Origin of the sequence: Muricoccus nepalensis (assembly GCF_006438825.1) — a bacterium.
Lineage (GTDB): Bacteria > Pseudomonadota > Alphaproteobacteria > Acetobacterales > Acetobacteraceae > Roseomonas > Roseomonas nepalensis.
Window position 1 is genome coordinate 1 of the sequence record NZ_RCZP01000057.1, and the last position, 24,393, is coordinate 24,393.

Sequence of the window (24,393 nt, forward strand, 5' to 3'; positions counted from 1 at the left end):
GCCGCCTCGGCCGTGGTCGGGCTGCTGGGCGTGGACGTCGCGCATTTCTGGGGGACGCTGGTGCTGCTCGGCGTCGGCTGGAACTTCGGCTTCGTGGGCGCCTCGGCGATGGTGCTGGAGTGCCACCGGCCCGCGGAGAAGGCGCGGGTGCAGTCCTTCAACGACTTCGCCGTGTTCGGCACGATGGCCGTCGGGTCCTTCCTGTCGGGCGGGCTGCTCTCCTCCTTCGGGTGGAGCACGGTGCTGTCCCTGTCCTTCCTGCCGATCCTTCTCGCCGCCGGCGCGCTCGCCTGGGCGGCGTCCGCGCGCGCCGCGGACGCCGCCCAGGCTCCCGGGGCGGACTGACAGCCGCGGGGCGTTCGGCCGCGCGGCGGCGCCATCCCTGGCCTTGCCGCCGGGCGGATCGACGGCGCTAATCCGTGGAGCGCGGACGCCGGTCGCGGTCCCGCGGCAGGGGCTCGCCGAAGCGGCGCGTCCAGGCCGCGGCGAGGCGGCTGCGGTTGGTGAAGCCGTGCCGGCGCGCCACCGCCATGACGGCCTCGCCCTCGCTCGCCCTCGCGAGGGCGGCGCGCACCTCCTCCAGCCGGATCGCCTGCAGCGCGGCCAGCGGCGTGGTGTCGCGGAACCGGCGGAAGGCGGCGTAGAGCGCCCGCAGGCTGCAGCCGGCGGCGGCGGCGACCTCCGCCAGGCTCAGCGCCTGGTCCGCGCTCGCCCGCATGAAGGCTTCGGCGCGGCGCAGCGTGCCCGGCACCACCGCCTCCCGCCGCTGCCGCTCGAGCGCGTCGCGCTGGGAATGCGGCAGCCCGAGCAGCATCGTCTGGACGACGAGGTCGGTGACGGAGGCGAGGGTAAGCGGGTTCGCCGCCATCCCGTCGGGGCGCGCCACCTCGCGGCTCAGGAGGTCCATCAGCCCCTTCAGGCTCGCGCCCCCGCCCGCGCCGAGGTCGAGCGCGGGGGCGAAGGCGAGGGCGCCGCGCGGGGGCCGTCCGAGAAGGCCTTCCAGCGCCCGCTCCACCCGCTGCGCCTCGATCCAGAGGTTCCAGCGGGCGCAGCCGTCCTCGGTGAGGAAGCGGGTGCCGGCCTCGCCGCGGTAGATCAGGCCGCGCCCGGGATCGGCGTCCACCGCCTCGCCGTTCGGCGGGCGCAGCTGCATCGACCCCGCCAGGACCATGCCGAGGCAGTAGCGCTGCAGTCCCGGCCCGGCGACCTCCACCTCGGTCCCGAAGGTGTCGCCGACATAGCCCGCGAGCAGGTCGCCGGCGCGGTGCATGGCGAGGCGCGTGAGCACCTCCGGCCGGTCGGCCGGTGGCGGCCGCCGGAGGCGGTAGCGGTGGGCGTTGTTGTAGCTGGGGAACCGCCGGCTGACCCCCGAATCCGCCCCGAGCTCGTCGGGATCGCGGACGTCGACCACGAGGTAGCCGTCCAGGAATCCGGGCGCGGAGGAGGTCATGGTCATTCGAGCCCGTCTGCCCCGGCGGGATGCCTTGGCGGGAAGCGTACAGATCCTGCACCGGGCTGGACAGATCCTGCGCATATCGCCGGCGCCGGGGGGCCGGCGCGTTCTCCTCCGCCCCGGGAACCTCTAGCCATGGCGGCACGCCCGCTCGGCGCGAGGAGAACGGCCATGATCGCCGACCAGACCTTCACCGGACCGGCCGGAGGGTGACCCTCATGCGGACGGGCCTGGCGTGGGGGAACGCCGCGCGGGCGCTGGGCGGAAGCGCGGCGGCGCTCCTCGGCTTCCTGGCGCTCGCGCCGGCGGCCCGCGCGCAGGACGCGGCGCTGCTCGCGCGCGGGAAGCACCTGGTGGAGGTGACGGGCGCCTGCGGCAACTGCCACACGCCCCTCGGCCCGCAGGGACCCCTTCCCGGGATGGCCCTGGCGGGCGGCACGGTGTTCGACGAGCCGCCCTTCCGCGCCGTCGCGCCCAACATCACCCCGGACCCGGAGACCGGCGTCGGCCGCTGGACCGACGCGGAGCTGGGCCGCGCCATCCGCGAGGGGCTGCGGCCCGACGGCAGCCTGATCGGGCCGCCCATGCCGATGGCCCTCTACCGCGGGCTGTCGGACCGCGACCTCGCGGCGATCGTCGCCTTCCTGCGGACCGTGCCGCCGGTGCGCCACCCGCTGGAGCGCAGCGTCTACCGGATCAGCCTGCCGCCCGCCTACGGCCCGCCGGTCGGGAGCGTGCCGGAGCCGGCGGACACGGCCGTGGCGCGGGGCGAGTACCTGGCCAACGCCGTGGCGCACTGCATGGAATGCCACACCCCCATGCTGCCCACCGGGCAGAACGACCGCGGCCGCCTCGGCGCCGGCGGGATGGAGTTCCGCGGCCCTTGGGGCGTCTCCGTGGCGCGCAACCTCACGCCGCACGCGCACGGGCTCGGCGGCTGGACCGACGCGCAGATCGTCACGGCCATCACGCGCGGCGTCTCGGCCGATGGCCGGCCGCTGATGCCCCCGATGGCCTTCGGGGCCTATGCCGGCATGACCCGGGAGGAGCTGTCGGACCTCGTCGCCTATCTTCGCAGCCTGCCGCCGCAGCCATGAGCGTCCGGCACGGCCCGCCCCTGGACAGCCCTCCGGCCACCGGGCCGCGGGCCGGGCGGCTGTCCTGGCTGCGCCTCGCCGTGGCTGGTCTCTCCTTCGCCCTGCTCGCGCACGGCGCGGCGGCCGATCCGCCCGACGCGGACGCGGCGCTCCGGGAAGCGGTCGAGTTTCCCGGCTACGTCCTGTTCGGCGAGTCCGGCGCGCCGGGCCTGGTGCTGGTGGCCGTGCGCGGGGCGTCGAGCCTCGTGCTTGGCTACGGCGAGACGGAGCGCGGCAACGGCCGCGCGCCCGACGGCCGCAGCCTGTTCCGGCTGAACTCGGTCTCCAAGGTCCTCGCCACGGAGGCGCTGGCCTCGCTCGTCGCCGAGGGCCGGCTGCGCCTGACCGACACGCTGGCGCGGCACGCGGGCGGCCGGGCGGTGCAGCAGGTCGGGCCGCGGCCCATCACCCTCCTCGACCTCGCCACCTATTCCGCGGGCTTGCCGCGCGAGATCGGCGACGCGCCGGCCGACCGGGCGCCGCGCACCTGGCCGACGCGGTCCGAGCGCTGGCGCTGGCTCGACGGCAACCCCCTGCGCTGGGCGCCCGGCACGATGGCGGCCTATTCCAACGTCGGCTTCGACCTTCTCGGCGACGCCATGGAGGAGGCCAGCGGCCAAGCCTACCCGGCGCTGCTGCGCGACCGCGTGACCGCGCCGGCCGGCATGACGGACACGACCGTCTCCCCCACGGAGGAGCAATGCGCCCGGCTGATGACCGGGACCGGCCTGGGCGGGGCGGGACCCTGCGTCGACACGGCCGCCACCGCGGCCAGCGGCGGGCTCTACAGCACCGGCGACGACATGCGGCGATGGCTGCGGCGGAACCTGGGGGACCCCGAGGGGACGCGCGCGCTCAGCCACGCCGTCTACCGCCCGCGGCAGGCGATGCCGATCGCGGCGGGCTTCGACGAGGCCGCGCCGATGTCGGGGCTCGGCCTCGGCTGGGTGATCAGCGACGCCGCGGGAACGCGGCCGCTGCTGGTGGCGAAGAGCGGCGCCGGGGTCGGCTTCATGAGCTACGTCGCCTTCGCGCCGGGGCGCGACGCGGGCGTGTTCGTGGTGATGAACCGGCTCGACTTCGCGCCCTTCGCCGGGCTGGTGGCCGGCGCGAACGCCTTGCTCGCCAGCCTCGCCACGCGCTGAACGCCTTGCGAAGGCCCTTCCTGGGGCGGGACTGCCAGGAGCCGATGTCTCTCGAACGAAGGACGAGGTCATGCCGAACATCAGCCGGTTCCACCTGACCAACCACGGGGCCTACGACGCCTGGATCGGCGTCATCTGGATCGATCCGACCGATCCCTCGAAGAAGCAGCACGGCCCGGTCTGGGACCCGCAGGGCCACCGCATCAGCTGGGGCTCGAGCGGCACCATGGACATCGGCAACTGCAGCATCCCGACGGGCGCGCGCTGCTGGATCGCCGTCTACGTCTACTCCGGCTGGGACTGCTACGGGCTGTCCACGGACGGGGGCGGCCTCGTCTACCAGTCCGGCGACGCGCACATGGCGAACTACCGGAGCGACTACACGACGCTGAGCGCCACCGTGACGTACGAGAAGATCACGCCGGCCGAGTGAACCCGGCGTCCAGCCGCTTGCGGAAGGGGTGAGTCGATGGCCAGCGCCGCGTACCGATCGGGCGAGTTCGCGATGCCGGCCGCCTGGGCCAGCGCCGTCACGCCGGCCGCGGCGGTCTTCCGCGACCAGCTGTGGCTCGTCGGCGGCGGGCCCGACGGCATGGCCTGCGCCACCCTGGCCCTCGTGACGGACGGCAAGGCGCTGGACCTGGAGGGCGGCGCCGCCGGCGTGGCGAAGAACTGGACGGCCGCGGCCCTCGCCATGCCGGACGGGTCGCGCCCGGCCTGCCGGTCGACGCCGGCCCTGGCCGGGGTGGGCGATGCCCTGGTCCTCTGCTGGATCGACACCGGCGGCGCGCTCATGGTGTCCCAGTACCGGCTCGGCGACGATGGGAAGGCCGGCTGGCAGGCACCGCTCACCCTCGTCGCGACCGGCGACGCGTCGGCGGAGGGATTCGCCACCGCCGGGGACACCGAGGTCAGCCTGATCGGGCTGGACGAGTCCACCTTCCTCCTCGCCTGCCCGATGGTGTCCGCCTGGTGGGGATCGGGCGGGCAGACGCTCTTCATCGGGACGTTCAACGTCGCCGATCTCGAGGCGGGCACGAGCCACTGGAAGGCCCGCACCGACATCTGGGGAGGCCCCCGGCCGGCGCCGCCCTTCGGCGATGGTTTCAGCTTTCCCTCCTTCGGCACGAGCATCGGCGCCGACGCGTTCACCGTCGCCAACAAGAAGGACGATCCGAACAGCCCGGTGCCGGGGACACCCAGCACGGCGCTCTGGATCACGCTGGCGCCCATCGACTCGGAGCTGCCGGCCACGCTGCTCGTGCCGCTCACGAGCGTCCTCGCGGCGGATGGCAGCGTCGCCTCCTACCGCATCGACTACGGCGACGCGGGCGGGTGGCCGGCGCCGCAAGGGGTTGATGTCACGCGGGACCCGGCCGGCCGGATCTGCACCGCCGCGACCGCGCCCGCGGCGGGGCGGGTGAACCTGTCGACCTACTCGACCTGGGCCGTGCCGCGGCCGGGGACGGACCCGCTGCTGCCGAAGGCCGACGTGACGTTGCTGACGCCGTCGATCGTCGCCGCGAAGCCGGCCTTCGCCTTCTTCACCGACATGCACACGAAAATCACCCCGGCGGACGACGGCACCTGGATCGCCCATGCCGTCTACCGCTTCATGTTCTACGGCGACGGCACGGGGCAGCAGTACGGCCAGGTCGACCGCTACGGAACCGCGCAGGTGTGCCCGGACTACGGCACGATCGGGCTCGGCAAGCCGAGACCGCCGCACCCGAGCGACCTGATCATCGTCCAGGGCATCGTCGATGGGCCGATCCCCGTGCCGAGCGTCAACTTCGCCGACTACGAGTTCGCCGCCGGCCCGACCGTCTTCGCCACCCTGGAATACGGCCACGCCAGCACGGTCGACCAGACGCACTCGGTCACCAATTCCTGGACGGTCGGCTTCAAGACGGAAGGCGAGGCGACGAAGGGCATCGGCCCGGCCTGGGATGTTTCCCTCAAGGGGGGCATGGGATCCATCAGGACCGACGGCACGACCACGTCGAGCATCGTCTCCCAGAGCCAGAACTCGTCGCTGGACGGCCAGCGCCCGACGCAGACCGTCGATCCGCGGGGCACCGCCTTCGGCCGCATGGTGTCCTTCCACTGCACGGCGTACCGCTTCCTCGACGCGGACGGGACGGCGGTCGCCGATGGCACCGATGGCACGGCGGCGCAGGGCGCTCCCCTGTTCACGATGGTCTCCAGCCGCTTCACGGACGGCGGCGGCGAGCCGATCCTACCCTACGCCGTGCGGCCGGGCGATCTCTCCTCCTACACGCAGGAGAGGATCGACCGGCAGATGGAGAAGATCGGCTATCCCGGAAAGAACTACGTCGCGGACGTCATCATCCCGAACGCCTACCGCTTTGGCGACGGAAGCAACTGCATCGAGGTGACGTGGATCTCGAGCGGCGGCCAGCAGGACGCGACCTACAGCGAGGCGAAGCAGCGCTTCGTCGAATCGAGCTGGATGCTCGACGCCGAGATCTACGCGGGCGTGAGCGGCGGCGGGGGGGCTTCGATCTTCGGCATCGCCATCGAGGAATTCTCGTTCAAGTTCCTCGCGGGCGGGACCTACTCGACCGAGACCACGGATTCGGTCGACACCCAAGACGTGTGGTCGATCGGCCTCAAGGATGGATGGGGCGGGTTCGGCGGCCTCCACGCTCCGACGATGATCAGCCAGTACACTTTCCAGATCTACTTCCTGCCGCCCCCGCGCCCGTCAACGTCGATCCGCTCGGAGACGTGGCCCGCGATGGGTCCGAACTACTGGACGCAGGAGCTTCGCCTCTGCGCCCCGCGCGCGCCCGCCTCGAACTACCCGCAGGTGGACCCGCGCAGCATCGACCCGAACAGCGGCGCCTGGCGCATCTTCTTCATCGTCGACAGCTACGAGTCCTTCGACCGGTCCATCCACTACCCGTGACGACGACCTTCCCCAATTGCCCGGAGGCATCACCATGAACACCGGCCCGACCGTCTATCACGGCGTGAACTCGGCCGTCTTCGGCTGCGTCAGGGAGATGAGCGAGAGGACGCACGGCACCGTCTACGCCCCCGTCGGCGCCAACACCGGGACCGCCACGACCACCGAGCCCGCCACCGTCGTCATGACCTTCGCCTTCGACCCGGAGGCGATGACCCTCACCTACGTGCTCACCAGCAAGCCGTGGTGGCTTCTCGAGAGCACGATCTGGAGCGGCGTCGCCGACACCATCAACGGCTGCCGGGGCCGCGTCGTCGCGGCCAACCGGCAGAAGCTGGCCGCGCCGGGCCTGCCGTGACTCCTCGATCGAGCGGGATGCTGCGCGGGGGCACGGGCTGATGCCGGGGCGCCCCCGGCCGATCCCGGTCGGGATGGCGACTGGGCCGGGGATGGCCCGCCGGGCGGGCTCGGCTTCGCGCGCGGCTCAGGACCACTCGATGGGGCGGACGGGACGCGCGGGGACGCCGGCGGCGAGCATGCCGGCCGGCACGTCCCGGGTCACCACCGCGCCGGCCGCGATCACCGCGCCGTCGCCGATCGTCACCCCTTTCAGGATCGTGGCGTTCAAGCCGATCCAGACGTGGTTGCCGATGACGACCGGCTGCGGCCCGGTCGGGCGTCCCTCGATCGCGTGGCCGTCGGCGTCCCAGATCGTGACGTTCTCCGCGATCGCGACGTCGTGGCCGATGGTGAGCGAGCCCGAGACGGAGATGTTGGCGCCCGAGTTGATGTAGCCGCTCCCGAGGGTCACGCGGGCGCCCTCGTTGATCCAGAAGTCGCCCTCCAGGAGGCATTGGGCGCCGTCGCGCACGACGATGCGCGAGGGGCGGTGGATGCCGCCTGGCCACTGGGCGCCGAGAACCAGCATCCCCGGCCCGGCGAGGCTGCCGCGCCGCAGGACGACCGAGGCCCCGCGGTAGACCCAGGCCTTCCACGCCCCGTTCCGCCAGGCCGCGAGCAGGGTTCGCGGGATGGAGAGGTGCCGGATCAGGCCGGGTTGGCCGGGGATGGCGGCGCGGCGGAGGACCTCCCGGAAGGAGTGGAACCGACGGGTCATGGCAAGGCGGGCGCTTCGCTCACGGTCCCTGGCAGGGTTGCGTTCCGCCTGCGCCGGAGCGGCGGACGGTGTCGATCGGTCGCGGGTGGTGCGCCCGCGCCGGCCGGCCTTCCCCTGGGCATGTCGCCACGTCCGCCGCGGGCCGCGCTACAGGTTCCAGCGCTTCCGCACGATGCGCAGCGAGATGAGCGCGGCGAATCCCGCGTAGCAGAGCGCCGCGAGGGGGAGGGAGGCGGCGAGGGCGAGGTAGGCCTTCCGGAAGCGCAGGTAGGCCAGGAAGCTGCGCAGCTCCCGGCCAAACCGCACCAGGCCGTGGCGTGTCCAGTACCCGCACGTGATGGCCCACCAGGCCCGCAGGTAGGCCGCGCGGCTGTCGGGGCGGAGGATGTACTTGGCGTAGTAGGCGCCCCGGCCGTGGTCGTAGCCGAGGAAGAGCCGGTGGAGGGCCTCCTGCCCCCGGCGGCGGTGGTGATGGCGGACGACCGGCGCCGGATCGAACCAGGCGGGCATGCCCAGCCAGATGACCGCGGCGACGCTGTCGATGTCCTCGAACTGGAAGGCCGTGCCGGTGCCGACCAGGCGGTCGACGCCGCCGCTTGCCTCCAGCGCGCTTCGAAGAAAGGAGAGGTTGGCGCCGTGGAGGCTGCCCGCCGCGACGAACTCCCGCGGCGCGTAGCGCACGGGCGCCTCGCGCAGGTCGATGGTGACCGGCAGGTCGTCGGGGTCGTGCAGGAGGATGCGCCCGCCGATGCAGCCCGCCTCGGGCCGCCGCTGGAACGCCTCGACAACCGCGTCCACGTAGGTTGGGTCAGGGTAGCAGTCGTCGTCGGTGAAGGCGATGATCCGGCCCCGCGCGGCGCGCCAGCCGGTGTCGTGCGCCGCGCCAAGGCCGGGATCGCCCTCAAAGACGTAGCGCAGGCGCCCGCCGCAATCGTCAGCCTGGCGGATCACCTCGGCGGTCGCGTCGGTGGAGGCGTTGTCGACGAGGACGATCTCGAACGCGTGCTTGCTCCGGAGGAGCGCCAGGGCGCGCAGCGTCTCCGCCAGGGCAGCGGCCCGGTTGCGCGTGCCGATGACGATGGAAAGCTCGACCGGCGGCCCGGCGGTGGGATCGGTTGGCACGTTGGCTCCATGACACAGGCGTCACGAATGAGCCATGCTCATACCCGGTGCGGGCAGGCAACCGGCGGCTCCGGCCCGCCTCGCCTAGCTTGGCGCGAGGGCTGGCGCGGCCGGCTGTCCTGCTCAGGGCGCCCCATCGCCGGCGTGCTGGTGCGGGTGGTGCCAGCGATAAAGGGCCGCTCGCGGGATTTCGGGCCGTGCTGGGCCAGTGGGAGGGCCCCTCGAGAGGAGGGGCAATTTCGCGTGTCCCGGCGGGTCGTGGGCGGTCATGACTTTTTCGGCAGGCGCCGCTCGGACGCCGGCCCGGCAGACCGCTTTCCGCGGCGGCGCGTCGTGCAGGCTTCCGGCAAGGCCCGTCCCTCGTCACCGAGGTGATGCCGATGAGCCGGAGGCGCTTCCTTATTCAACCCTTCACGGTGGCCTGACGGGGCGCGTGCCCCGCGCAAGATCAACGCCATCACCGGGGGATGGCGGACAAGCGCCGGGTTGCGGCGGGGGCAGTCCCACGTCCGGCACCGTGCGCCGGAGTCGTGGGGAATGCTCTTCGATAACAGCGTGCGAGAAAGGGGGATGGTGGAGCTGAGGGGAAGCCCTCACCTCAGTCAGATCAATGCCTTAGGCTGGAAACTGCCCACATTCGGTCTCAAGGGATTACAGAGGCTTGCGAGGCCTCTGGAAACCGTAGCGACGCTCCATCGCATTTAGCGCGCGCGACGCGTGAGGGCCAGCGGTTCGTTCCCGCTGGTGAGGTTGCGGAGCTGCTGGCGACGCAGATTGAGCAGCTGACATGGGAGCTGGTAGGCACCGAGCCGACGGCGCGGCAGGGCGACCAGTGGCGCTTTCGCAACCGTGGCAGTCTCGCAGTTGTCGCCTCCGGCCCGAAGCGTGGCTCTTGGTTCGACCACGAAGCAGGGGAGGGCGGGGACGCTCTGGCGCTGGTCGCGCACCTTCACCGCACCAGCATGGGGACGGCCTATCACTGGGCTCTGGGCTGGCTCGGAATAAGTAAGGGTCGGGGGCATCCCCTACCGCCTGAGATGCCCCGGTGCGCGTCACAGCCTGCTCCTGGGCCGACCCTGGAGCCCGCATCGGCCGACCTGGGCCGGCGGCTCTGGCAGGAGGCGAGCCCTGCTGCCGGAACGCTGGTGCCGGTCTATCTCGCCTCGCGCCGTCTGACCTTGCCGGATGACGCGCCGCTGCGCTTCCACCCTGCGGCTTGGCGCAACCGGGCGAACGGGCTGACCGGTCCGGCGATGCTGGCTCAGATGACCGATCCGGCGACGGCCAAGCCGCTGGGCGTGCATGTGACCTACTTGCGGCCAGACGGCAGCGAGAAGGCTGAAGGGGCCGGCGCGAAGATCAAACTGGGCCGCGCCGGCGTGGTGCGCCTGGTGCCGGATGAAGAGGTGGCTGAGGGCTTGGGGCTGGCGGAAGGGATCGAGACGGCCCTTGCGACCATGCAGCACTTCCAATGGGCGCCGGTGTGGGCGGCCGGTGACGCCGGCAGCATCGCCGGCTTTCCCGTGCTGAACGGTATCGAGGAGCTGACCGTCTTCGCTGACAGCGACGATCGTGGCGCCGGGTTGGGAGCCGCCCGGAAGTGTGCGAGCCGGTGGGCTAAGGCCGGGCGCCTAGCCCGCATCACCGCGGCCCCGGCCGGGAGCGACTTCGCCGACCTTGCGTGGAGGGCCGCGTGATGGACGGTTATCAGAAGACCCCAGAGGAGCTTCTGGAGGAGGTGGGCGCGACCGGCACCCGCCACACTCCGAAGTTCTGGGCCCGCTCTTTCAATGATTGCCGGCTCGACCACGCCAGCAGCTACTACGTCAAAGGCATTCTGGCGCCCGGCGATCTGGCTCTGATCTTCGGGCAGCCCGGCTGCGGCAAGAGCCTCTTGGGGCCGCTTATGGCGTACGCGCTGGCCGATGGGCGCCGTGTCTTTGGCCGCCGCACCCGCAAGTGCCGAGTGCTCTATATCGCGGCCGAGGCCGGCGCGGACATGGAGGTGCGGCTCGTCGCGCTGCGGAAGCGATATGGCGCAGTGAACGGCTTGCACATGATTGCGGTCCCGATGGACCTGCAGAACCTGGATTGTCGCGACCTCAAGGAGCTGCGGGCCGAGATTAAGCGGCTACAGCCCGACGTGATCTTTGTGGACACCATCGCCGCAGCCTTCCCCGGTATGGAGGAGAACGAGGCACGGGACATGGGAAAGGCTGTCCGCACTCTCCGCAGCTTAGCTGACGAAGCCGAGCGAGGCGCCCCGAAGCCGGCAGTGGTGGCAATCCATCACGCGCCGAAGGAAGGGCTCACACCGCGTGGGCACGGTCTGCTGAACGGCGATTGCGACGTGACGATGCGGGTGGAGGGTCAAGACGACCAGCCCCGACGTGTGACCTTCGGGAAGAACCGGAACGGCCCGAGTGGGCACGCCTTCGACTTTGGCATCTGCCTCGAGGAGCTGGGGATTGATGAGGATGGCGACGCGATCCGCCGGCCGGTAGCGGTGGAGCTCGACCAGGAGGAAGCGAAGAAGCCGAAAGGGAAGCCGCTGAATGAGAGCCAAGCCGGCTGGCTGCGTGACCTGCACAACCTCTTTGCGGAGCCCGGCTTGGCCTCAACCAGGGTGCCTCTTCCGGATATGCGTGGGGTGCTCACCCTGACGCGTGATCAGGTGCGCGTGGGGTTGCGTGGGGTTGGCAAGTTCGAGCTGGACCAAGACGGAAATCTGACCGCGAAGGATCGCGACCGAATGCGGGAAGCGCTGAATGCTCTGAAAGATAGGGGTAAAATCGGCCTGACCGCAGACCTGGTGTGGCTTCTGTGACCGCGCCGCGTGGGGTGCGTGGGGTTCGCGTGGGAAGCCGCGTGGGCTGTTCTGAGGAAACTGCGTGGGGTGCGTGGGGTGCGTGGGGGGGGTCTTTAGACCCACCCCACACGCCCCACGCGCTTTCCCCCGCTCCAGCGGTCGCCCTGGAAGGACTGGCAGAGAGGTTGACAAGGCTATCCCCCAGCCACCGCGACCCTGAGCGCTACCACGCCGACAAATCGGAGTTGGTGGCGGAGCTGCGGCGCTTGGCGAGGGCACTTGGAGGAGGGGGTTGAGCACTCTTGAGGCAGTCGTTACGCTAAACCGAGAGTTGTGAACGGCAGAACAAGAACAACGATGAAGGGTGGGCGCTGGATGAGGCAACAAGAAGATGCCGCGACCTGGAGCAATCGCAGCGCCCTCACCATGGATGACACTCGACCTGAATGGGAGGTTGAAGAGAACCCCACAGAGGCTCTGCTAAGTGGCGTTCTGTTCGGGCTCCTCTTCGCTATACCGTTCTGGTGCGCGCTGATCTGGGCCATGATGTGGGTTGGGACTTAGCGCCACTGGCTGACCTATGCACTCCGACGAGCGCGTTCGCGTGGCTTCCTAAGCGGAACGCTGCGTCTTGAGGATCTCTCCGCGCTGGAGACGTGGAAACCGCCCAGGGGGTCACGCGCACGTCGCGGACCCCCTTTTTGATGAATGCTCAGGGGGTAATCACCAAATTTCTCGAAGCTGGAGGGGGGTGCAACCGCAGCTGGGGTCACGCAGGGATTTTTTCCCCTTGATAAAAAACTGCGCTAGAACGGGCACTTCTAGCCCTTCGTTGTTGCTTTGATTGCTGATTAATCCTGGTGGAGACCTCTCGCGTCCGCTTGGGCGTTTGCGGCTCGCAAACACGCCCGGAGCTTTCCTTGGGCAGGGTCTAGCATCAGGTATGAAGCGGCTGCCGACCGTAACGAACCGTACTCGAGCTCTTCTATTGCAGCTCAAAGTGGCGATTGGTCCGCTGTTGCCGCCAGAGCCGCCACCGCGAACCACAATCTGGACAGCGTAATCGATGGCTTCATCTAAGCTGCCTGTTCACCAACGCTCTCTGCGCCTTCGGATCTAGGCTCCATCTTGGAAGGGGGTTGGTGTAGATGCCAAACGTAACGATCCCCTGCTGCTTCGACCCTTCCTAGCTTCTTCTGCAAGAATATGATGCTGCGGAGGATGTTGCGCTCGAGCGTTTGGCCCGCGTCCGCGGCAATCTCTGCCATTTGGTCGACACTGATGCCTGTGTCACCGGACGCCCGTGCCCAAGCCTCGATCAGCGGCTCATACTTGCTGGTTCGGGGGGGACGTGTGCCGACACGGGTTGCGTCCGGTGACGATGTGCGGCGGCCTAGCACCCGCTCAGCAGTGCCGCTGCCGGTCGCGTCGAGGTATCGCGCCAACGAACGTTCAAGTGCGTCGGCCTCACTCCTCAGGCGGGTGATCTCACTTCGGGCCCAAACTTCGAACGGGGGCGTTGCCATAGTTTGCTCCACTCTGGGGCGTTGGTGCGTCCGGCTGCCGAGGCCGTTGAGGGGACTCTAAGTCACCACTAACCAACTCAACAGAGATTCTTTGCCAAACGCCGCAAGAAGGGCGTTGACGAACGGGCAGGGAGTGGTGATGGTGAACGTGGCGACCGTCGCCGATTCTTCCGTGAAGCACCCCCGAGCCTATGCCGGGGGGCACAAGGGGTGCCCCTAAGGCCGGGGCCTAAGGCCCCGGCATTCACAGGAGAATGACGATGAGTGCAGTTTGTTCGTGGCCGAAACCGGTGTCGGTTATCAACTACATCCGGTTTCGCCATGGCAAATGGGAGTTTGTTAACTCCCACTGCCGTTCTTGGCCGAAGCGCTAGCACGCTGAGGCCTTGATGCCCTGACCAGGCACGGCGGCGGTCGCCACCTCCAGCATAGAATCACAACAGGATTCATGTGTCCAGAGCGTGCGTGCTAATCCTGCTGAGCCCGTATCGCCTGGAAGCCTCCACTGGGAATCAGGCCTTCTTGGCCGCACCCCTACTCCCTGCTGGTCCTCCTGACGACCTCGACACCGGCGCCAGCCTACGCCTTCGCGGGGATGCTGGTGGGGTAATGGTAGTAAGCGTACGATCCCATCGAGCTACTTCTTGTCGTCTTGAACACCGCGACCTGGCACTAAGCCAGTCGCCTTGAGGATTGCTTTCAACCTCTGGCTGGCGATCTTCCGCCGCTCGCCGCGTGTCACATGCCAAGCAGGCGGAGGCATCAGTGAGGCGACGGCACTCTTCGGTTTGCTAGGTCCAGCAGGTATGCTCGAGGCAGAGGGGGAGGAAGGTAGTCTACCACCATGAAGAGTTTGATCCTCAGGCGCGATTGGGGAACTGCCCACCATTTTCATGTGGCGGTCCTTCTTCGCTCTCTCCCAGTCGCGGCGCTCTGCCATGGCTCTTCTTTCCTACTTTATATTAGTCGCTGCACTTAAATGAAAGGAAGCGCCATGCGCTTGGTCGCTTTTGCTTTGCTGCTCTTTATGACAGCGTGCGCACCTAAATCGCCTGCTCTGAACATGGATATACCCCGTGTGCCGTATGGCAGCACTAGTCCCGAGGAGTTGGCCGCGGTGAAAGCCGATCTCGCCCGGCGGGACCAGGAAGTTGAGGAGTACCGATGGCGACGAGGTGGGTTCACCGGACCGGTCCCCTCTGGATCACCCAGTGTCACCCAAGAAAACGAACTGCTCGCTCGTGCTCTCACCAATTCTCCCGACTACACCGCAGCAGTGCGTCGCGCCGCGGCCGCCAACGTGGACGCTGCGGCGTTTCCCCAAAGTTCCAGCAGGCAACTCCGCACTGAGTCTCGTGAGGCTCGCGAGCAGCGGATTTCTGCAGAGGAAGCTCGCTTGTCCAACCTTATTGAGCGTCGACGTCGCGAGCAGCTCGCTTTGCGTGGTGACGAGGCGCGCGCCACCCGTGATCAGCAGACTCTATACGCCTGTCAGGCACGAGGCGCTCAGATGGAGGCTGCCTACAACAATCCCCGCTCTATCCTTAACTTAGAGGCGACAGCGACAGGGGCGCAGACGCGAAATGCCTGCTTGGAGAACTACCAGCGCACGGGCGGCTTCTAACGCTTTGGCACGACGATACGCAGTGGGCCGCGCGTTCGTACCGACCCGCTGCAAATGAAATAAAAGTCTGCTGTGCAGTAATACTGGCCTCAGCGACGTCCACACGGCCACGCGTGCTGCATTGCGTCAATGATCAGCACCGTTATGGCTTCATGCCACCGTGCGGGATTTCGCTCCAAGTACTGGACGACTACTGAAACCATCTGGCCGCCAGAAACGCCGTCAGGCGCACAAATTCCAAGGTATTTACTTACGTCGAAGATCGCCGCCACCCGACCATAACAGCTCCCTCTCATGTAAGCATTTCCAGCGTGGCTGTTATTCGCGAATTCTCGACAGGCCGGCAGATAATTGTTTCCGTTTTCCAGCCTAGTTTGCGGTTGTGCCCGGTCGCCCGATGCAAAACCTTGGGCGTGCACCTCAAAGCTTAATACAAGGCTCGTAAGTACGGCTAACACAACCGGAACGCGCATAATCGCTCCAAAACTGCCGAGCGATCCTTGCCGAAATGCGAACAGATGGGCAAGCCCATCCGGCCCCGGAACTCGGGTCAATGCACCCACGCGCAAGTGGCAGGCTTATGGGCTGACCGCCACTGCGCTATTGCACGTCAGAGTTTCCTATTGCACTTCTTGAGTTTCAGTGTAAACTTTAGTTCTAACGGAGACCCTGCCATGCCGTCCGACCCCACAGACTACCAGGACCGATACACCAGCGAGCAGGTGTGCCAGGCCGCAGACATCAACCTGAGCACCCTTAAGAACTGGATGATGCGCGACCCGCCCATAATTCTGATGAAGAAGGATAGGGGCGACAGCGAACGCGGCGGCAGGGGCAGCCCCCTCTTGTTCAGCTTCAACCGGGTCCTGCAGATCGCCATCACGGCGGAACTGGTCAGGATGGGGTTGGCTCCGCGGCGAGCCGCGGACATTTCGCTCGGTTTCTCCGACGCTGGAGACACCGCTGCCGGCTTTGTGGGCGATCAATGCCTGGAGGAAGCGGTCCAGCAGATGCGTTCGCCGGGCCAACTCTACCCCGAAGGTCTTACGCTGCTGGTCGGCTACGCAGAGCGGACCACCGGCAAGACCATCAACGTCACGGACGAAACGAAGCTTCTAGACCTTCTTTGGAGTTCGCAATCCGCCCAGGGACGTCAGGAGATCGCCGTGATCGTCTGGGTGAACTTCCTACATCGTCGCGTGCGGGCTGCGCTCCAGGGATGACCACACCTACCATCGTCGCCATCCGGAAAGTCGCGCCCAACTCGCGCGAGGCGAGCCGAGGCACGCTGGCAGTTTTCACCCTTGAGGACGGTCCCTGGCTTATCAGCGGCTTTGAAGTCGCACTGGATGAGTTCGGCCGTCCCTTCCTCCGCCCGCCCCGCTGCTCCAGCAGCGAAGCGCGGATCATTTTGCGGAGCTTTCCCGGCCGAGCGGAAATGCTCGCCGAAGCCATGAGGCTCTATGGCCTCCTCGCAGTACCGCCCGTCGCGAAGGCATTCCCGATCAGGAGTACCTTCCGTGACCCTTCGTGAAATGCTGGAGCGGCGCTCCGCCATTGCGGCCGAGCTGCGCGCCCTCAACGACAAGCCGAGTGGCGATAACGGCGACCTCTCGCGCGAGCAGCGCGCCCGCTGGGACGCGCACAAGACCGAGCTCGACACGCTCGAGCAGCGCATCGACCGCCAATCCACCCTGGACGAGGCCGAGCGCCGCGCCGCTGGCACGCCGCTGGGCGGCACAGGCGACCGCGACTTCGACCGCGCCTTCGCCGGCATCGGCCTACTGGACACCATGCGGGCGCAGATGGGGGCCGCCGACGAGCGGGCTGCTCGCGCCCGGGAGCTCTCGCAGGAAGTGGAGCGCCGCAGTGGCCGCCGGGCTGAGGGCCTGTTCTGGGACATGCGCCTGGGCAACGCCGAGCAGCGCGTGCTGACCACGGCCCTGCCGTCCGGCGGGCCCGGCGGCAATCTCATCGCGGCCGACTACCGGCCGGAGCAGTTCATCGACCGGCTGCGCAATGCCACGGTGGTGCGCCGCCTCGGCGCTCGCGTCCTCGCCGGCCTGACGGGCGGCAACGTCATCCTCCCCGGGTTGAGCAAGAGCGTGCAGGCCGGCTGGGTGGCGGAAAACTCGCCGTTCCCGGTGTCGGATCCCGAGTTCAACGGCGTGACCCTCGCGCCGAAGCACCTGGGCGTCATCACCGAGCTCAGCCGGAACATGCTGCAGCAGACCAGCCCGGACGCCGAGCAGCTCGTGCGTGACGACCAGGCACGGGTGCTGGCCGAGGGTCTCGACGTGGCCGCGATCGCCGGCACCGGCACGAACAACCAGCCGCGCGGCGTGCTCAACACCCCGGGCATCGGCAGCGTGGCAATCGGCGCCAACGGCGGCGCGCTGACCTATGACGCCCTGGCCGACCTGATCGGCGCCGTGGACGACGCTAACGCCACGGGCGGCAACATGGCCTTCCTGAGCAACACGAAGGTGCGCCGCGCGGCCGGCAAGCTGAAGGACACGGCGGGCAACCCTCTGGGCCTCGCCACCGTGTTCCAGGCCACGCCCCAGGCCTTCACCAACGCGGTCCCGAGCACCCTGACGAAAGGCACGGGCACGAACCTCTCGCCTGTCATCTACGGCAACTGGTCGGACCTAGTGATTGCCTTCTGGAGCGAGCTGGACGTGCTGGTGAACCCCTACGCTGAGGGGCCCTACTCGCGCGGCAACGTCATGGTCCGCACGGCCCTAACCTGCGACATCGGCGTGCGCCACCCGGAAAGCTTCGCCGCCATCAAGGACATCGCGGCGTGAGCGCGGCGGCGCGCTACCCGGACGGGCTGGAGTGTCGCGCAGCCACCGAGCTGCGCGCCGCCGGCCGCCGGCTGGAGGGCTATGCCGCGGTGTTCGGCGCGGCCGCGAAGATCGGCGCCTTCACCGAGACCATTCTGCCCGGCGCCTTCCGGGCGACCCTGGCGAGCCGGGGCGACATCCTCGCCCTGGTGGACCACGACCCGGGCCGGCTGCTGGCCCGCACCGGCTCCGGCTCCCTTCGCCTGGCGGAGGACAGCCGCGGGTTGCACTTCTCCCTCGACGTGCCCGACACCAGCCTCGGCCGCGACATCCTCGCCCTGGCCGAGCGCCGTGACCTCGGCGGCATGAGCTTCACCTTCCGGGCGAAGGACGAGGCCTGGCCCGCCCGCGACCGGCGCGAGCTGCGCGCGGTGGAGCTGCTGGAGGTGTCCGTCGTGCAGGCCTTCCCCGCCTACAGCGCCACCACGGTTGAGGCCCGCCACCGCGCCGCGCAGGGCGACGCCCTGGCCCGCCAGCGCTTCCTGGAGACGCTGTGATGGCCGGCCTTCTCTCCCGTCTTCTGGGACGCCCGGAGGCGCCTGCCGAGACCCGCAGCGCCCACAGCCTCCCGCCCGGCTATGCGGCAGCCTTCGGCGTCAGCCCCATGGTCTCTGGTGCCTACGTCAGCCCGCACATGGCCGAGAACCTGGCCGGCGTGCTGGCGTGCATCAACGCCATTTCCAGCGTCATGGCGAGCATGACGCCGCGGGTCTATCGGCTGGTGGACAAGGGGCGGGTGGAGCTGGCGGATCATCCCGTCTCCCGCCTCACGCGTCGGCCGAACGCGGACCAGACCTGGCCGGACTGGATGGAGTGGACCCTCGCCCAGGTGCTGCTGCACGGTAACGCGGTCTCCGCTATCGACTACGACGCGGCCGGGCGAGTGACCGCCCTCCAGCCGCTCCCCTGGGGCATGCTCTCGATCTACCGCCTGCCCACCGGCCGCCTCGCCTATGACGTGGTGGAGGGCGAGGGGCGCGTGCGGCGCTACTTCGCGGACGAGGTGTTCCACCTCCGCGACCGCAGCGACGATGGGGTGATCGGCCGCAGCCGGATCAGCCGCGCCCGCGAGGTGCTGGGCAACGCCATCGCCCTCCAAGAGTTCGCGCGCTGGCAGTGGCAGAACCAAGCCCGACCTTCCGGTGTCCTACAGACCGACGAGAAGCTCACCCGAGAGCAAGCGGGCGACCTCCGTACCGCGATCGATGAACGGTGGGTGGGAACGCGAAACGCAGGGCAAGTGCCGATCCTGACCTGGGGGATGAAGTTCCAGCCCATGAGTGTCAGCCCAGAGGACGCCGAGGTGCTGGCGTCGCGGCGCTTTACGGTGGAGGAGCTGTGCCGCCTGTTCCAGGTGCCGCCGCCCATCGTGCAGGACCTCAGCCACGGTACCTTCACGAACAGTCGCGAGGCCGGCCGCTGGTTCGCGCAATTCTCACTGGCGCCCTGGGCACGGAAGATCGAGGCCGAGTTCCGCCGCTCCGTGTTCGGCACCGCAAGTGCCGACTGCACGCTCGAGATCGACATGTCCGACCTGCTGCGCGGCGACGCCGAGGCGCGCTGGCAGTCGCACAAGATCGCGGTGGACGCGGGCATTCTCGACCCGGACGAGATCCGAGAAATTGAGGGTTGGAACCCGCGTGCAGAGCAGCCTACGTCGGGGCCGACCGCCGCATGAAGGGCTCCGCCTCCCTCCCGTACTGGCCGCGAGTGCTACGCAGGGAAAAGGCGGCAGCTTACCTAGACTTGTCCGTGTCCCTCTTCGATCGCGAAGTGGCTGAGGGTCACATTCCCGGTCCGGTTACCATCACGGCTAGCGTGCGCGGTTGGGTTCGGGACGACCTGGATGCGTGGATTGACGACCGCCGCGCGGCGCAGAATTCCCCGTCTAACCCGTGGGACCCCTAGCCATGACCGACCTTCGCCTCCGCTACGTCCACCGCGTAGTGAAGAAGGGGCGGCCTTACCACTACTTCCGGCGGCCAGGCCTTCCCAGCGTGACGCTGCCTGGACTGCCGGGCTCGCGCGAGTTCATGGTGGCCTACCAGTCGGCTTTGGATCAGAAGCCGCCGCCGGTTGGCGCTGGCCTTGCCCCTGCCGGCAGCATGTCGGCGCTCGCGGCGAGCTGGTACGGCTCGCACCGCTTCGCCGCCCTCACGCCTGTCTCACAGCGGACCTATTGCAGGCTGCTAGAGAGCTTTCTCAAGAGCCACGGAGACAAGCCTGTGGCCGCGCTGGAAGCCCGGCATTTGCTTGGTATCCTAGACGCACGCAGCGGTACCCCAGCGCAGGCCAACGCCTTGCTGAACGTGCTGCGGCTTCTGCTCCAGCACGCCTTCGATCGTGGCTGGCGGAAGGACAACCCAGCTCGCTTCGTGAAGCGGCTGCGCTATACGAAGAAGCCTTATGCGACCTGGACTGAGGCCGATATCGCGGCCTTCGAGGAGCGGTGGCCACTGGGCACACGCGCTAGGCTGGCCCTGTCCCTCTTGCTCTACACCGGCCAACGCCGCGGCGACGTGATCCGAATGGGGCCTCAGCACGTCCGGAGCGGCAGCGTGGAGGTGGTGCAGAGTAAGACCGGCACCCGGCTTGCCATCCCCCTCCACGCCGCCCTGCGCGCCGCCATGGCTGCCCACGAAGGGGGACACTTGGCCTTCCTGGTCACGCAGGCTGGGGAACCCTTCACGGCGACCGGCTTCTATAACTGGTTCGTCGATTGCGCGGCGAAGGCAGGTCTTAGCAAGGGCCTGTCACCCCATGGGCTGCGGAAGGCCGCCGCGCGAAGGCTGGCCGAGGCGGGATGCACCCCGCACCAGATCGCCGCGATAACCGGGCACCTGACCCTCGCGGAGGTGGAAAGATACACGAAGGAGGCAAACCAGCGGGACCTGGCGAGAGCCGCAGTCACCCGCCTTGGGCGCCCGCCCAGGCGTGAAACGTGAACAGCGAGTGGAAACCGGCGGCAACCGGTTTCCACTCCAAGGAGATTTGCTGTGCGAGATCAGTATCTTAGTAGAGCGGATGGTGGAGCTGAGGGGAATCGAACCCCTGGCCTCGTCATTGCGAACGACGCGCTCTCCCAACTGAGCTACAGCCCCGTGCCATCGGCCGCGCCGGTTTGGGGGCCGGTGCGTGGCGGGCTTATTCCCTGCCATCCCCGCGGCGTCAAGCACTCTCGTCGCATTCCGCGTCGCGCCCCGGCTGGACGGACCCTGGCGCCGGCCATACACAGCGCGGGTTGGATTCGGGGGCGGCAGGATGACGGCGATCTTCTGGCTGATCGATCAGGTGATCGGCCTCTATGTCTGGGTTCTGATCATCTCGGCGGTGTTCAGCCTGCTCACGGCCTTCAACGTGCTGGACACGCGGAATCGCCTTGTCTGGACGATCGGCGACTTCCTGTGGCGGGTGACGGAGCCGGTATTGAAGCCGATCCGGCGCTTCCTGCCGGACCTGGGGGGCATCGACCTCTCGCCGCTGGTGCTCATCCTGCTGCTGCAGGCGCTCCGCATCTTCCTCAACGTCACCGTCTTCCCGGCGCTATGGCGGCTGGCGTGACGGCGCGGCTCCTCGACGGCAAGGCGATCGGCGCGGGGCTGCGCGCGGCGCTCGGGGCGCGGGTCGCCGGGCTCGGCTTCCGCCCGGGGCTGCGCGTGGTCCGGGTGGGGGATGACCTCGCCAGCGTCGTCTACGTCCGCAGCAAGGACCGGGCGGCGAAGGAGGCCGGCTTCGACAGCGAGACCATCCTGCTGCCCGACGACGTGCCGGAGAGCGGGCTGCTCGACGTCGTGCGCCGGCTGAACGCGGACCCGGCGGTGGACGGCATCCTCGTCCAGCTCCCCCTGCCCAAGCACATCGACCCCCAGCGGGTGCTGGAGGCGGTGGACCCCGCGAAGGACGTGGACGGCTTCCACCCCGTCAACGCGGGGCGGCTGGCGGCGGGGCTGCCCGGCCTCGTGCCCTGCACGCCCAAGGGCGTCATGCACCTGCTGGCGGAGGCGGGGGTGGCGCTCCCCGGCGCGCGGGCCGTGGTGCTCGGGCGCAGCGCCATCGTGGGGCGGCCGATGGCGGCCCTGCTGCTCGCCGCGGACGCGACGGTAACGATGCTCCACTCCCGCTCCCGCGACATCGCGGAGGAGTGCCGCCGGGCCGAGGTGCTGGTGGCCGCCGTCGGGCGCGAGGGCATGGTGAATGGCGACTGGATCGCGCCCGGGGCGGTGGTGGTCGATGTCGGCATCAACCGCCGGGCCGACGGCAAGCTGGCGGGGGATGTCGAGTTCGAGGCGGCCCGCGCGCGGGCGGGGTGGATCACCCCCGTGCCCGGCGGCGTCGGCCCGATGACCATCGCCTGCCTGCTGGAGAACACGCTGGAGGCGGCGCTGGCCCGCCGCGGCGCCATCGCGCTGCAGCCGAACGGCGGCGTGGCGGAGGAGCACGCGACGCCCGAGCAGTCCTACGGGCACGGGCCGGGCCTGGCCTGAAGGGCCTCTGCCGGGGGCCGGTGCCCCTCAGCGACCCCCGACGAGGCCCTCGAGATAGGCGCCGTATCCGCTCTTGTTCTGGGTGGCGGCGAGGGCGCGGAGCGCGTCGTCGCTGATGAGGCCGCGGCGCCAGGCGACCTCCTCGGGCGCGGCGACCTTCGTGCCCGTGCGCTTCTCGATGGCCCGCACGTACTCGGCGGCTTCCAGCAGGCTGTCGTGGGTTCCGGTGTCGAGCCAGGCGTAGCCGCGGCCGAGGCGGATGACGCGCAGCGTGCCCTCCTCGAGGTAGAGGCGGTTGAGGTCGGTGATCTCGAGCTCCCCGCGGGCGGAGGGCTTCAGGGTGCGGGCGAGGGCCGGCGCGCGGCCGTCGTAGAAGTAGAGACCCGTGACCGCCCAGTCCGAGCGCGGCGCGGCCGGCTTCTCCTCGAGGGAGAGGGCGCGGAACTCGCCGTCGAACTCGACCACGCCGTAGCGGTGCGGGTCGGCGACCCGGTAGGCGAAGACGGAGGCGCCCGTCTCGATGCGCGCCTCGGCCAGGCGGTCGTCGAGCTCGTGGCCGTGGTAGATGTTGTCGCCGAGCACGAGGGCCGCGGGCGCGCCGGCGAGGAACTCCTCGGCCAGGATGAGCGCCTGGGCCAGCCCGTCCGGCCGGGGCTGCTCGGCGTAGGTCAGGCGGATGCCCCACTGCTCCCCGGTGCCGAGCAGGCGGCGGAACAGCGGCAGGTCGTGCGGGGTGGAGATGACCAGGATGTCCCGGATGTCGGCCAGCATGAGCACCGAGAGCGGGTAGTAGATCATCGGCTTGTCGTAGACGGGCAGGAGCTGCTTGGAGACCGCGAGCGTCGCCGGGTAGAGCCGCGTGCCGCTCCCGCCGGCGAGCAGGATGCCCTTGGTGGGCGGGGCGGCGGGGCGGGTCATGCGGTGTCCTTGGCGTTGGGGTTCCCGGCGGGGCCGATGAGCGCGTCGAGGAGGCGCGGGAGGGAATGGCGCCAGTCGGCGGCGGCGATGCCGTGCACCCGCAGGATGCGATCGCAATTCAGGCGGGCGTCGGGCGGCCGTGGGGCGGGGGTGGGGTATTCGGCCGTGGTGATGGCGCGCAGGCGCGGCACCGTGCGGCCGCGCGCGGCGGCGCCCTCCAGGATGGCCGCGGCGAAGCCGTGCCAAGTGGCGTGGGGGGCGCCGGTGAGGTGGAAGACGCCGAAGGCGGGGTCGCCCTCCGGGGCGGCGGCGAGGCGGGGCAGCAGGCGGGCGATGGCGTCGGCGAGGTCGTCGGCCAAGGTGGGCGCGCCCTGCTGGTCCGCCACGACCGCGATCTCGTCCCGCTCGCCCGCAAGGCGCAGCATCGTCTTCACGAAGTTGCCCCCGTGCGGGCTGCACAGCCAGGCGGTGCGGAGGACGAGGGTGCGGGGGTTGGTGACCAGCGCCGCGCGCTCCCCGGCGAACTTGGAGGCGCCGTAGACCCCGAGGGGGGCGGGCTCCGCGTCCTCGTCGTAGGGGGCGCCGCCCTGGCCGGCGAAGACGTAGTCGGTGGAGAGCTGCAGGAAGGGCAGGCCGCGGGCGGCGCTGGCGGCGGCGAGCATCCCGGCGCCGATGGCGTTCACGGCGAAGGCGAGGTCGGGCTGGCTCTCGGCCCGGTCCACCGCGGTGTAGGCGGCGGCGTTGACGACGACGTCGGGGCGGGCGGCCTCCATCGCGCGAAGGATCGATTCGCGGTCGGTGACGTCCAGCTCCGGCGCCTCGAGCGCGGTGACGGCGTGGCCGTCGCGCGGCAGGCGATGGAGGAGCTCGGTCGCGAGCTGTCCGGTGCGGCCGGCGACGAGGACGCGCATCAGGCGGCGCCCCGCGCGGCGGGGAGGAGGCCCAGGCGCTCGCCGGCGTAGACGCCGTCCCGGAGCGGCCGCCACCAGGCCTCGTTGGCGAGGTACCAGGCGACGGTGCGCTCGATGCCCTCCTCGAAGGTGACGGAGGCGCGCCAGCCGAGCTCGCGCTCGGCCTTGGTGGGGTCGATGGCGTAGCGGCGGTCGTGGCCGGGGCGGTCGGGCACGAAGGCGACCAGGTCCCGCCGCGGGCGCGGGGCGGGGCCCGAGGAGGGGCGCAAGCGGTCCAGCGCGTCGCAAATGGCGTGGACGACCGCGAGGTTGGTGCGCTCGGCCCGGCCGCCGATGGCGTAGGTCTCGCCCGGCACGCCGCGGGTGA

Annotated in this window: 22 protein-coding genes, 1 tRNA gene and 2 pseudogenes; 17 read left to right on the forward strand and 8 right to left on the reverse strand. The window is 69.6% G+C overall.

Features of this window, described 5'->3' with window-relative positions; all coding sequences use genetic code 11:
- Positions 1-345, forward strand: a pseudogene (locus tag EAH89_RS27865) (hypothetical protein); the annotation flags it as partial.
- 67 nt (positions 346-412) lie between these two features.
- Here the strand turns inward: EAH89_RS27865 and EAH89_RS27870 are convergent.
- Positions 413-1,456: an AraC family transcriptional regulator gene (locus EAH89_RS27870; RefSeq protein ID WP_161993803.1), complete on the reverse strand. Its 1,044-nt coding sequence runs from the start codon at positions 1,454-1,456 to the stop codon at positions 413-415.
- Positions 1,457-1,671: 215 nt separating this feature from the next.
- Between EAH89_RS27870 and EAH89_RS27875 the strand changes: the two genes are divergently transcribed.
- From EAH89_RS27875 to EAH89_RS27895, 5 genes are all read left to right on the forward strand, one after another.
- Positions 1,672-2,550, forward strand: coding sequence for a c-type cytochrome (locus EAH89_RS27875; RefSeq protein ID WP_140886975.1), 879 nt, complete (start codon positions 1,672-1,674; stop codon positions 2,548-2,550).
- Positions 2,547-3,734, forward strand: coding sequence for a D-alanyl-D-alanine-carboxypeptidase/endopeptidase AmpH (gene ampH, locus EAH89_RS27880; RefSeq protein ID WP_140886976.1), 1,188 nt, complete (start codon positions 2,547-2,549; stop codon positions 3,732-3,734). Before EAH89_RS27875 ends, ampH begins: the two co-directional genes overlap by 4 nt.
- 70 nt (positions 3,735-3,804) lie before the next feature.
- The gene (locus tag EAH89_RS27885; protein ID WP_140886977.1) at positions 3,805-4,167 is read left to right on the forward strand and encodes a hypothetical protein; all 363 of its coding nucleotides are present in this window, start codon (positions 3,805-3,807) and stop codon (positions 4,165-4,167) included.
- A 36-nt stretch (positions 4,168-4,203) separates the two neighbouring features.
- Positions 4,204-6,666 (forward strand): hypothetical protein, encoded by a 2,463-nt coding sequence (locus tag EAH89_RS27890; RefSeq protein WP_140886978.1) that lies wholly within the window; start codon positions 4,204-4,206, stop codon positions 6,664-6,666.
- A gap of 34 nt (positions 6,667-6,700) precedes the next feature.
- On the forward strand, positions 6,701-7,024 hold the full coding sequence (locus EAH89_RS27895; protein WP_140886979.1) for a hypothetical protein: 324 nt from the start codon (positions 6,701-6,703) through the stop codon (positions 7,022-7,024).
- Between the two features lie 126 nt (positions 7,025-7,150).
- On the opposite strand, the gene EAH89_RS33250 is transcribed toward EAH89_RS27895, so the two are convergent.
- Entirely contained in the window at positions 7,151-7,783 is a 633-nt protein-coding gene (locus EAH89_RS33250) for an acyltransferase (protein WP_277753899.1), read from the reverse strand.
- Positions 7,784-7,930: 147 nt separating this feature from the next.
- The gene (locus tag EAH89_RS27905) at positions 7,931-8,905 is read right to left on the reverse strand and encodes a glycosyltransferase (protein WP_161993804.1); all 975 of its coding nucleotides are present in this window, start codon (positions 8,903-8,905) and stop codon (positions 7,931-7,933) included.
- A 1,037-nt stretch (positions 8,906-9,942) separates the two neighbouring features.
- On the opposite strand from EAH89_RS27905, the gene EAH89_RS27910 reads away from it, so the two are divergent.
- The 3 genes from EAH89_RS27910 to EAH89_RS27920 all read left to right on the forward strand — a co-directional run bounded on the left by EAH89_RS27910 (position 9,943) and on the right by EAH89_RS27920 (position 14,864).
- The gene (locus EAH89_RS27910) at positions 9,943-10,602 is read left to right on the forward strand and encodes a DUF7146 domain-containing protein (RefSeq protein WP_456306539.1); all 660 of its coding nucleotides are present in this window, start codon (positions 9,943-9,945) and stop codon (positions 10,600-10,602) included.
- Entirely contained in the window at positions 10,602-11,732 is a 1,131-nt protein-coding gene (locus tag EAH89_RS27915; protein WP_140886982.1) for an AAA family ATPase, read from the forward strand. The genes EAH89_RS27910 and EAH89_RS27915 overlap by 1 nt, the downstream gene beginning before the upstream one ends.
- Before the next feature lie 2,502 nt (positions 11,733-14,234).
- Complete coding sequence (locus tag EAH89_RS27920; protein ID WP_140886983.1) at positions 14,235-14,864, forward strand: hypothetical protein; 630 nt, start codon at positions 14,235-14,237, stop codon at positions 14,862-14,864.
- A gap of 89 nt (positions 14,865-14,953) precedes the next feature.
- On the opposite strand, the gene EAH89_RS33630 is transcribed toward EAH89_RS27920, so the two are convergent.
- Positions 14,954-15,337 carry a Rap1a/Tai family immunity protein gene (locus tag EAH89_RS33630; protein WP_408906328.1) on the reverse strand — a complete coding sequence of 128 codons (384 nt, stop codon included), beginning with the start codon at positions 15,335-15,337 and terminating at the stop codon, positions 14,954-14,956.
- Positions 15,338-15,538: 201 nt separating this feature from the next.
- Here EAH89_RS33630 and EAH89_RS27925 point away from each other — a divergent pair, with 201 nt between their 5' ends.
- The 6 genes from EAH89_RS27925 to EAH89_RS27945 all read left to right on the forward strand — a co-directional run bounded on the left by EAH89_RS27925 (position 15,539) and on the right by EAH89_RS27945 (position 20,658).
- Complete coding sequence (locus EAH89_RS27925) at positions 15,539-16,087, forward strand: hypothetical protein (protein ID WP_140886984.1); 549 nt, start codon at positions 15,539-15,541, stop codon at positions 16,085-16,087.
- The gene (locus EAH89_RS31610; RefSeq protein WP_161993806.1) at positions 16,084-16,398 is read left to right on the forward strand and encodes a hypothetical protein; all 315 of its coding nucleotides are present in this window, start codon (positions 16,084-16,086) and stop codon (positions 16,396-16,398) included. The genes EAH89_RS27925 and EAH89_RS31610 overlap by 4 nt, the downstream gene beginning before the upstream one ends.
- Entirely contained in the window at positions 16,385-17,674 is a 1,290-nt protein-coding gene (locus tag EAH89_RS27930) for a phage major capsid protein (RefSeq protein ID WP_161993807.1), read from the forward strand. Before EAH89_RS31610 ends, EAH89_RS27930 begins: the two co-directional genes overlap by 14 nt.
- The gene (locus tag EAH89_RS27935; protein WP_206667710.1) at positions 17,671-18,210 is read left to right on the forward strand and encodes an HK97 family phage prohead protease; all 540 of its coding nucleotides are present in this window, start codon (positions 17,671-17,673) and stop codon (positions 18,208-18,210) included. Before EAH89_RS27930 ends, EAH89_RS27935 begins: the two co-directional genes overlap by 4 nt.
- Complete coding sequence (locus tag EAH89_RS27940; protein WP_140886986.1) at positions 18,210-19,391, forward strand: phage portal protein; 1,182 nt, start codon at positions 18,210-18,212, stop codon at positions 19,389-19,391. The genes EAH89_RS27935 and EAH89_RS27940 overlap by 1 nt, the downstream gene beginning before the upstream one ends.
- Before the next feature lie 232 nt (positions 19,392-19,623).
- The gene (locus EAH89_RS27945; protein ID WP_140886987.1) at positions 19,624-20,658 is read left to right on the forward strand and encodes a tyrosine-type recombinase/integrase; all 1,035 of its coding nucleotides are present in this window, start codon (positions 19,624-19,626) and stop codon (positions 20,656-20,658) included.
- Positions 20,659-20,738: 80 nt separating this feature from the next.
- Here EAH89_RS27945 and EAH89_RS27950 read toward each other — a convergent pair.
- A tRNA-Ala gene (locus tag EAH89_RS27950) sits at positions 20,739-20,814 on the reverse strand.
- Positions 20,815-20,974: 160 nt separating this feature from the next.
- Here EAH89_RS27950 and EAH89_RS27955 point away from each other — a divergent pair.
- Positions 20,975-21,274 carry a YggT family protein gene (locus EAH89_RS27955; RefSeq protein ID WP_140886988.1) on the forward strand — a complete coding sequence of 100 codons (300 nt, stop codon included), beginning with the start codon at positions 20,975-20,977 and terminating at the stop codon, positions 21,272-21,274.
- Positions 21,271-22,107, forward strand: a pseudogene (gene folD / locus EAH89_RS27960) (bifunctional methylenetetrahydrofolate dehydrogenase/methenyltetrahydrofolate cyclohydrolase FolD); the annotation flags it as partial. The gene EAH89_RS27955 and the pseudogene folD, both read left to right, overlap by 4 nt.
- Before the next feature lie 117 nt (positions 22,108-22,224).
- Here folD and rfbA read toward each other — a convergent pair.
- From rfbA to EAH89_RS27975, 3 genes are all read right to left on the reverse strand, one after another.
- The gene (gene rfbA, locus EAH89_RS27965) at positions 22,225-23,115 is read right to left on the reverse strand and encodes a glucose-1-phosphate thymidylyltransferase RfbA (RefSeq protein ID WP_140886990.1); all 891 of its coding nucleotides are present in this window, start codon (positions 23,113-23,115) and stop codon (positions 22,225-22,227) included.
- Positions 23,112-24,026 (reverse strand): dTDP-4-dehydrorhamnose reductase, encoded by a 915-nt coding sequence (gene rfbD, locus EAH89_RS27970; protein WP_140886991.1) that lies wholly within the window; start codon positions 24,024-24,026, stop codon positions 23,112-23,114. The genes rfbA and rfbD overlap by 4 nt, the downstream gene beginning before the upstream one ends.
- Positions 24,026-24,393: GDP-mannose 4,6-dehydratase (locus tag EAH89_RS27975; protein WP_194152376.1), on the reverse strand; the 368-nt coding region annotated here is incomplete at its 5' end. The genes rfbD and EAH89_RS27975, both read right to left, overlap by 1 nt.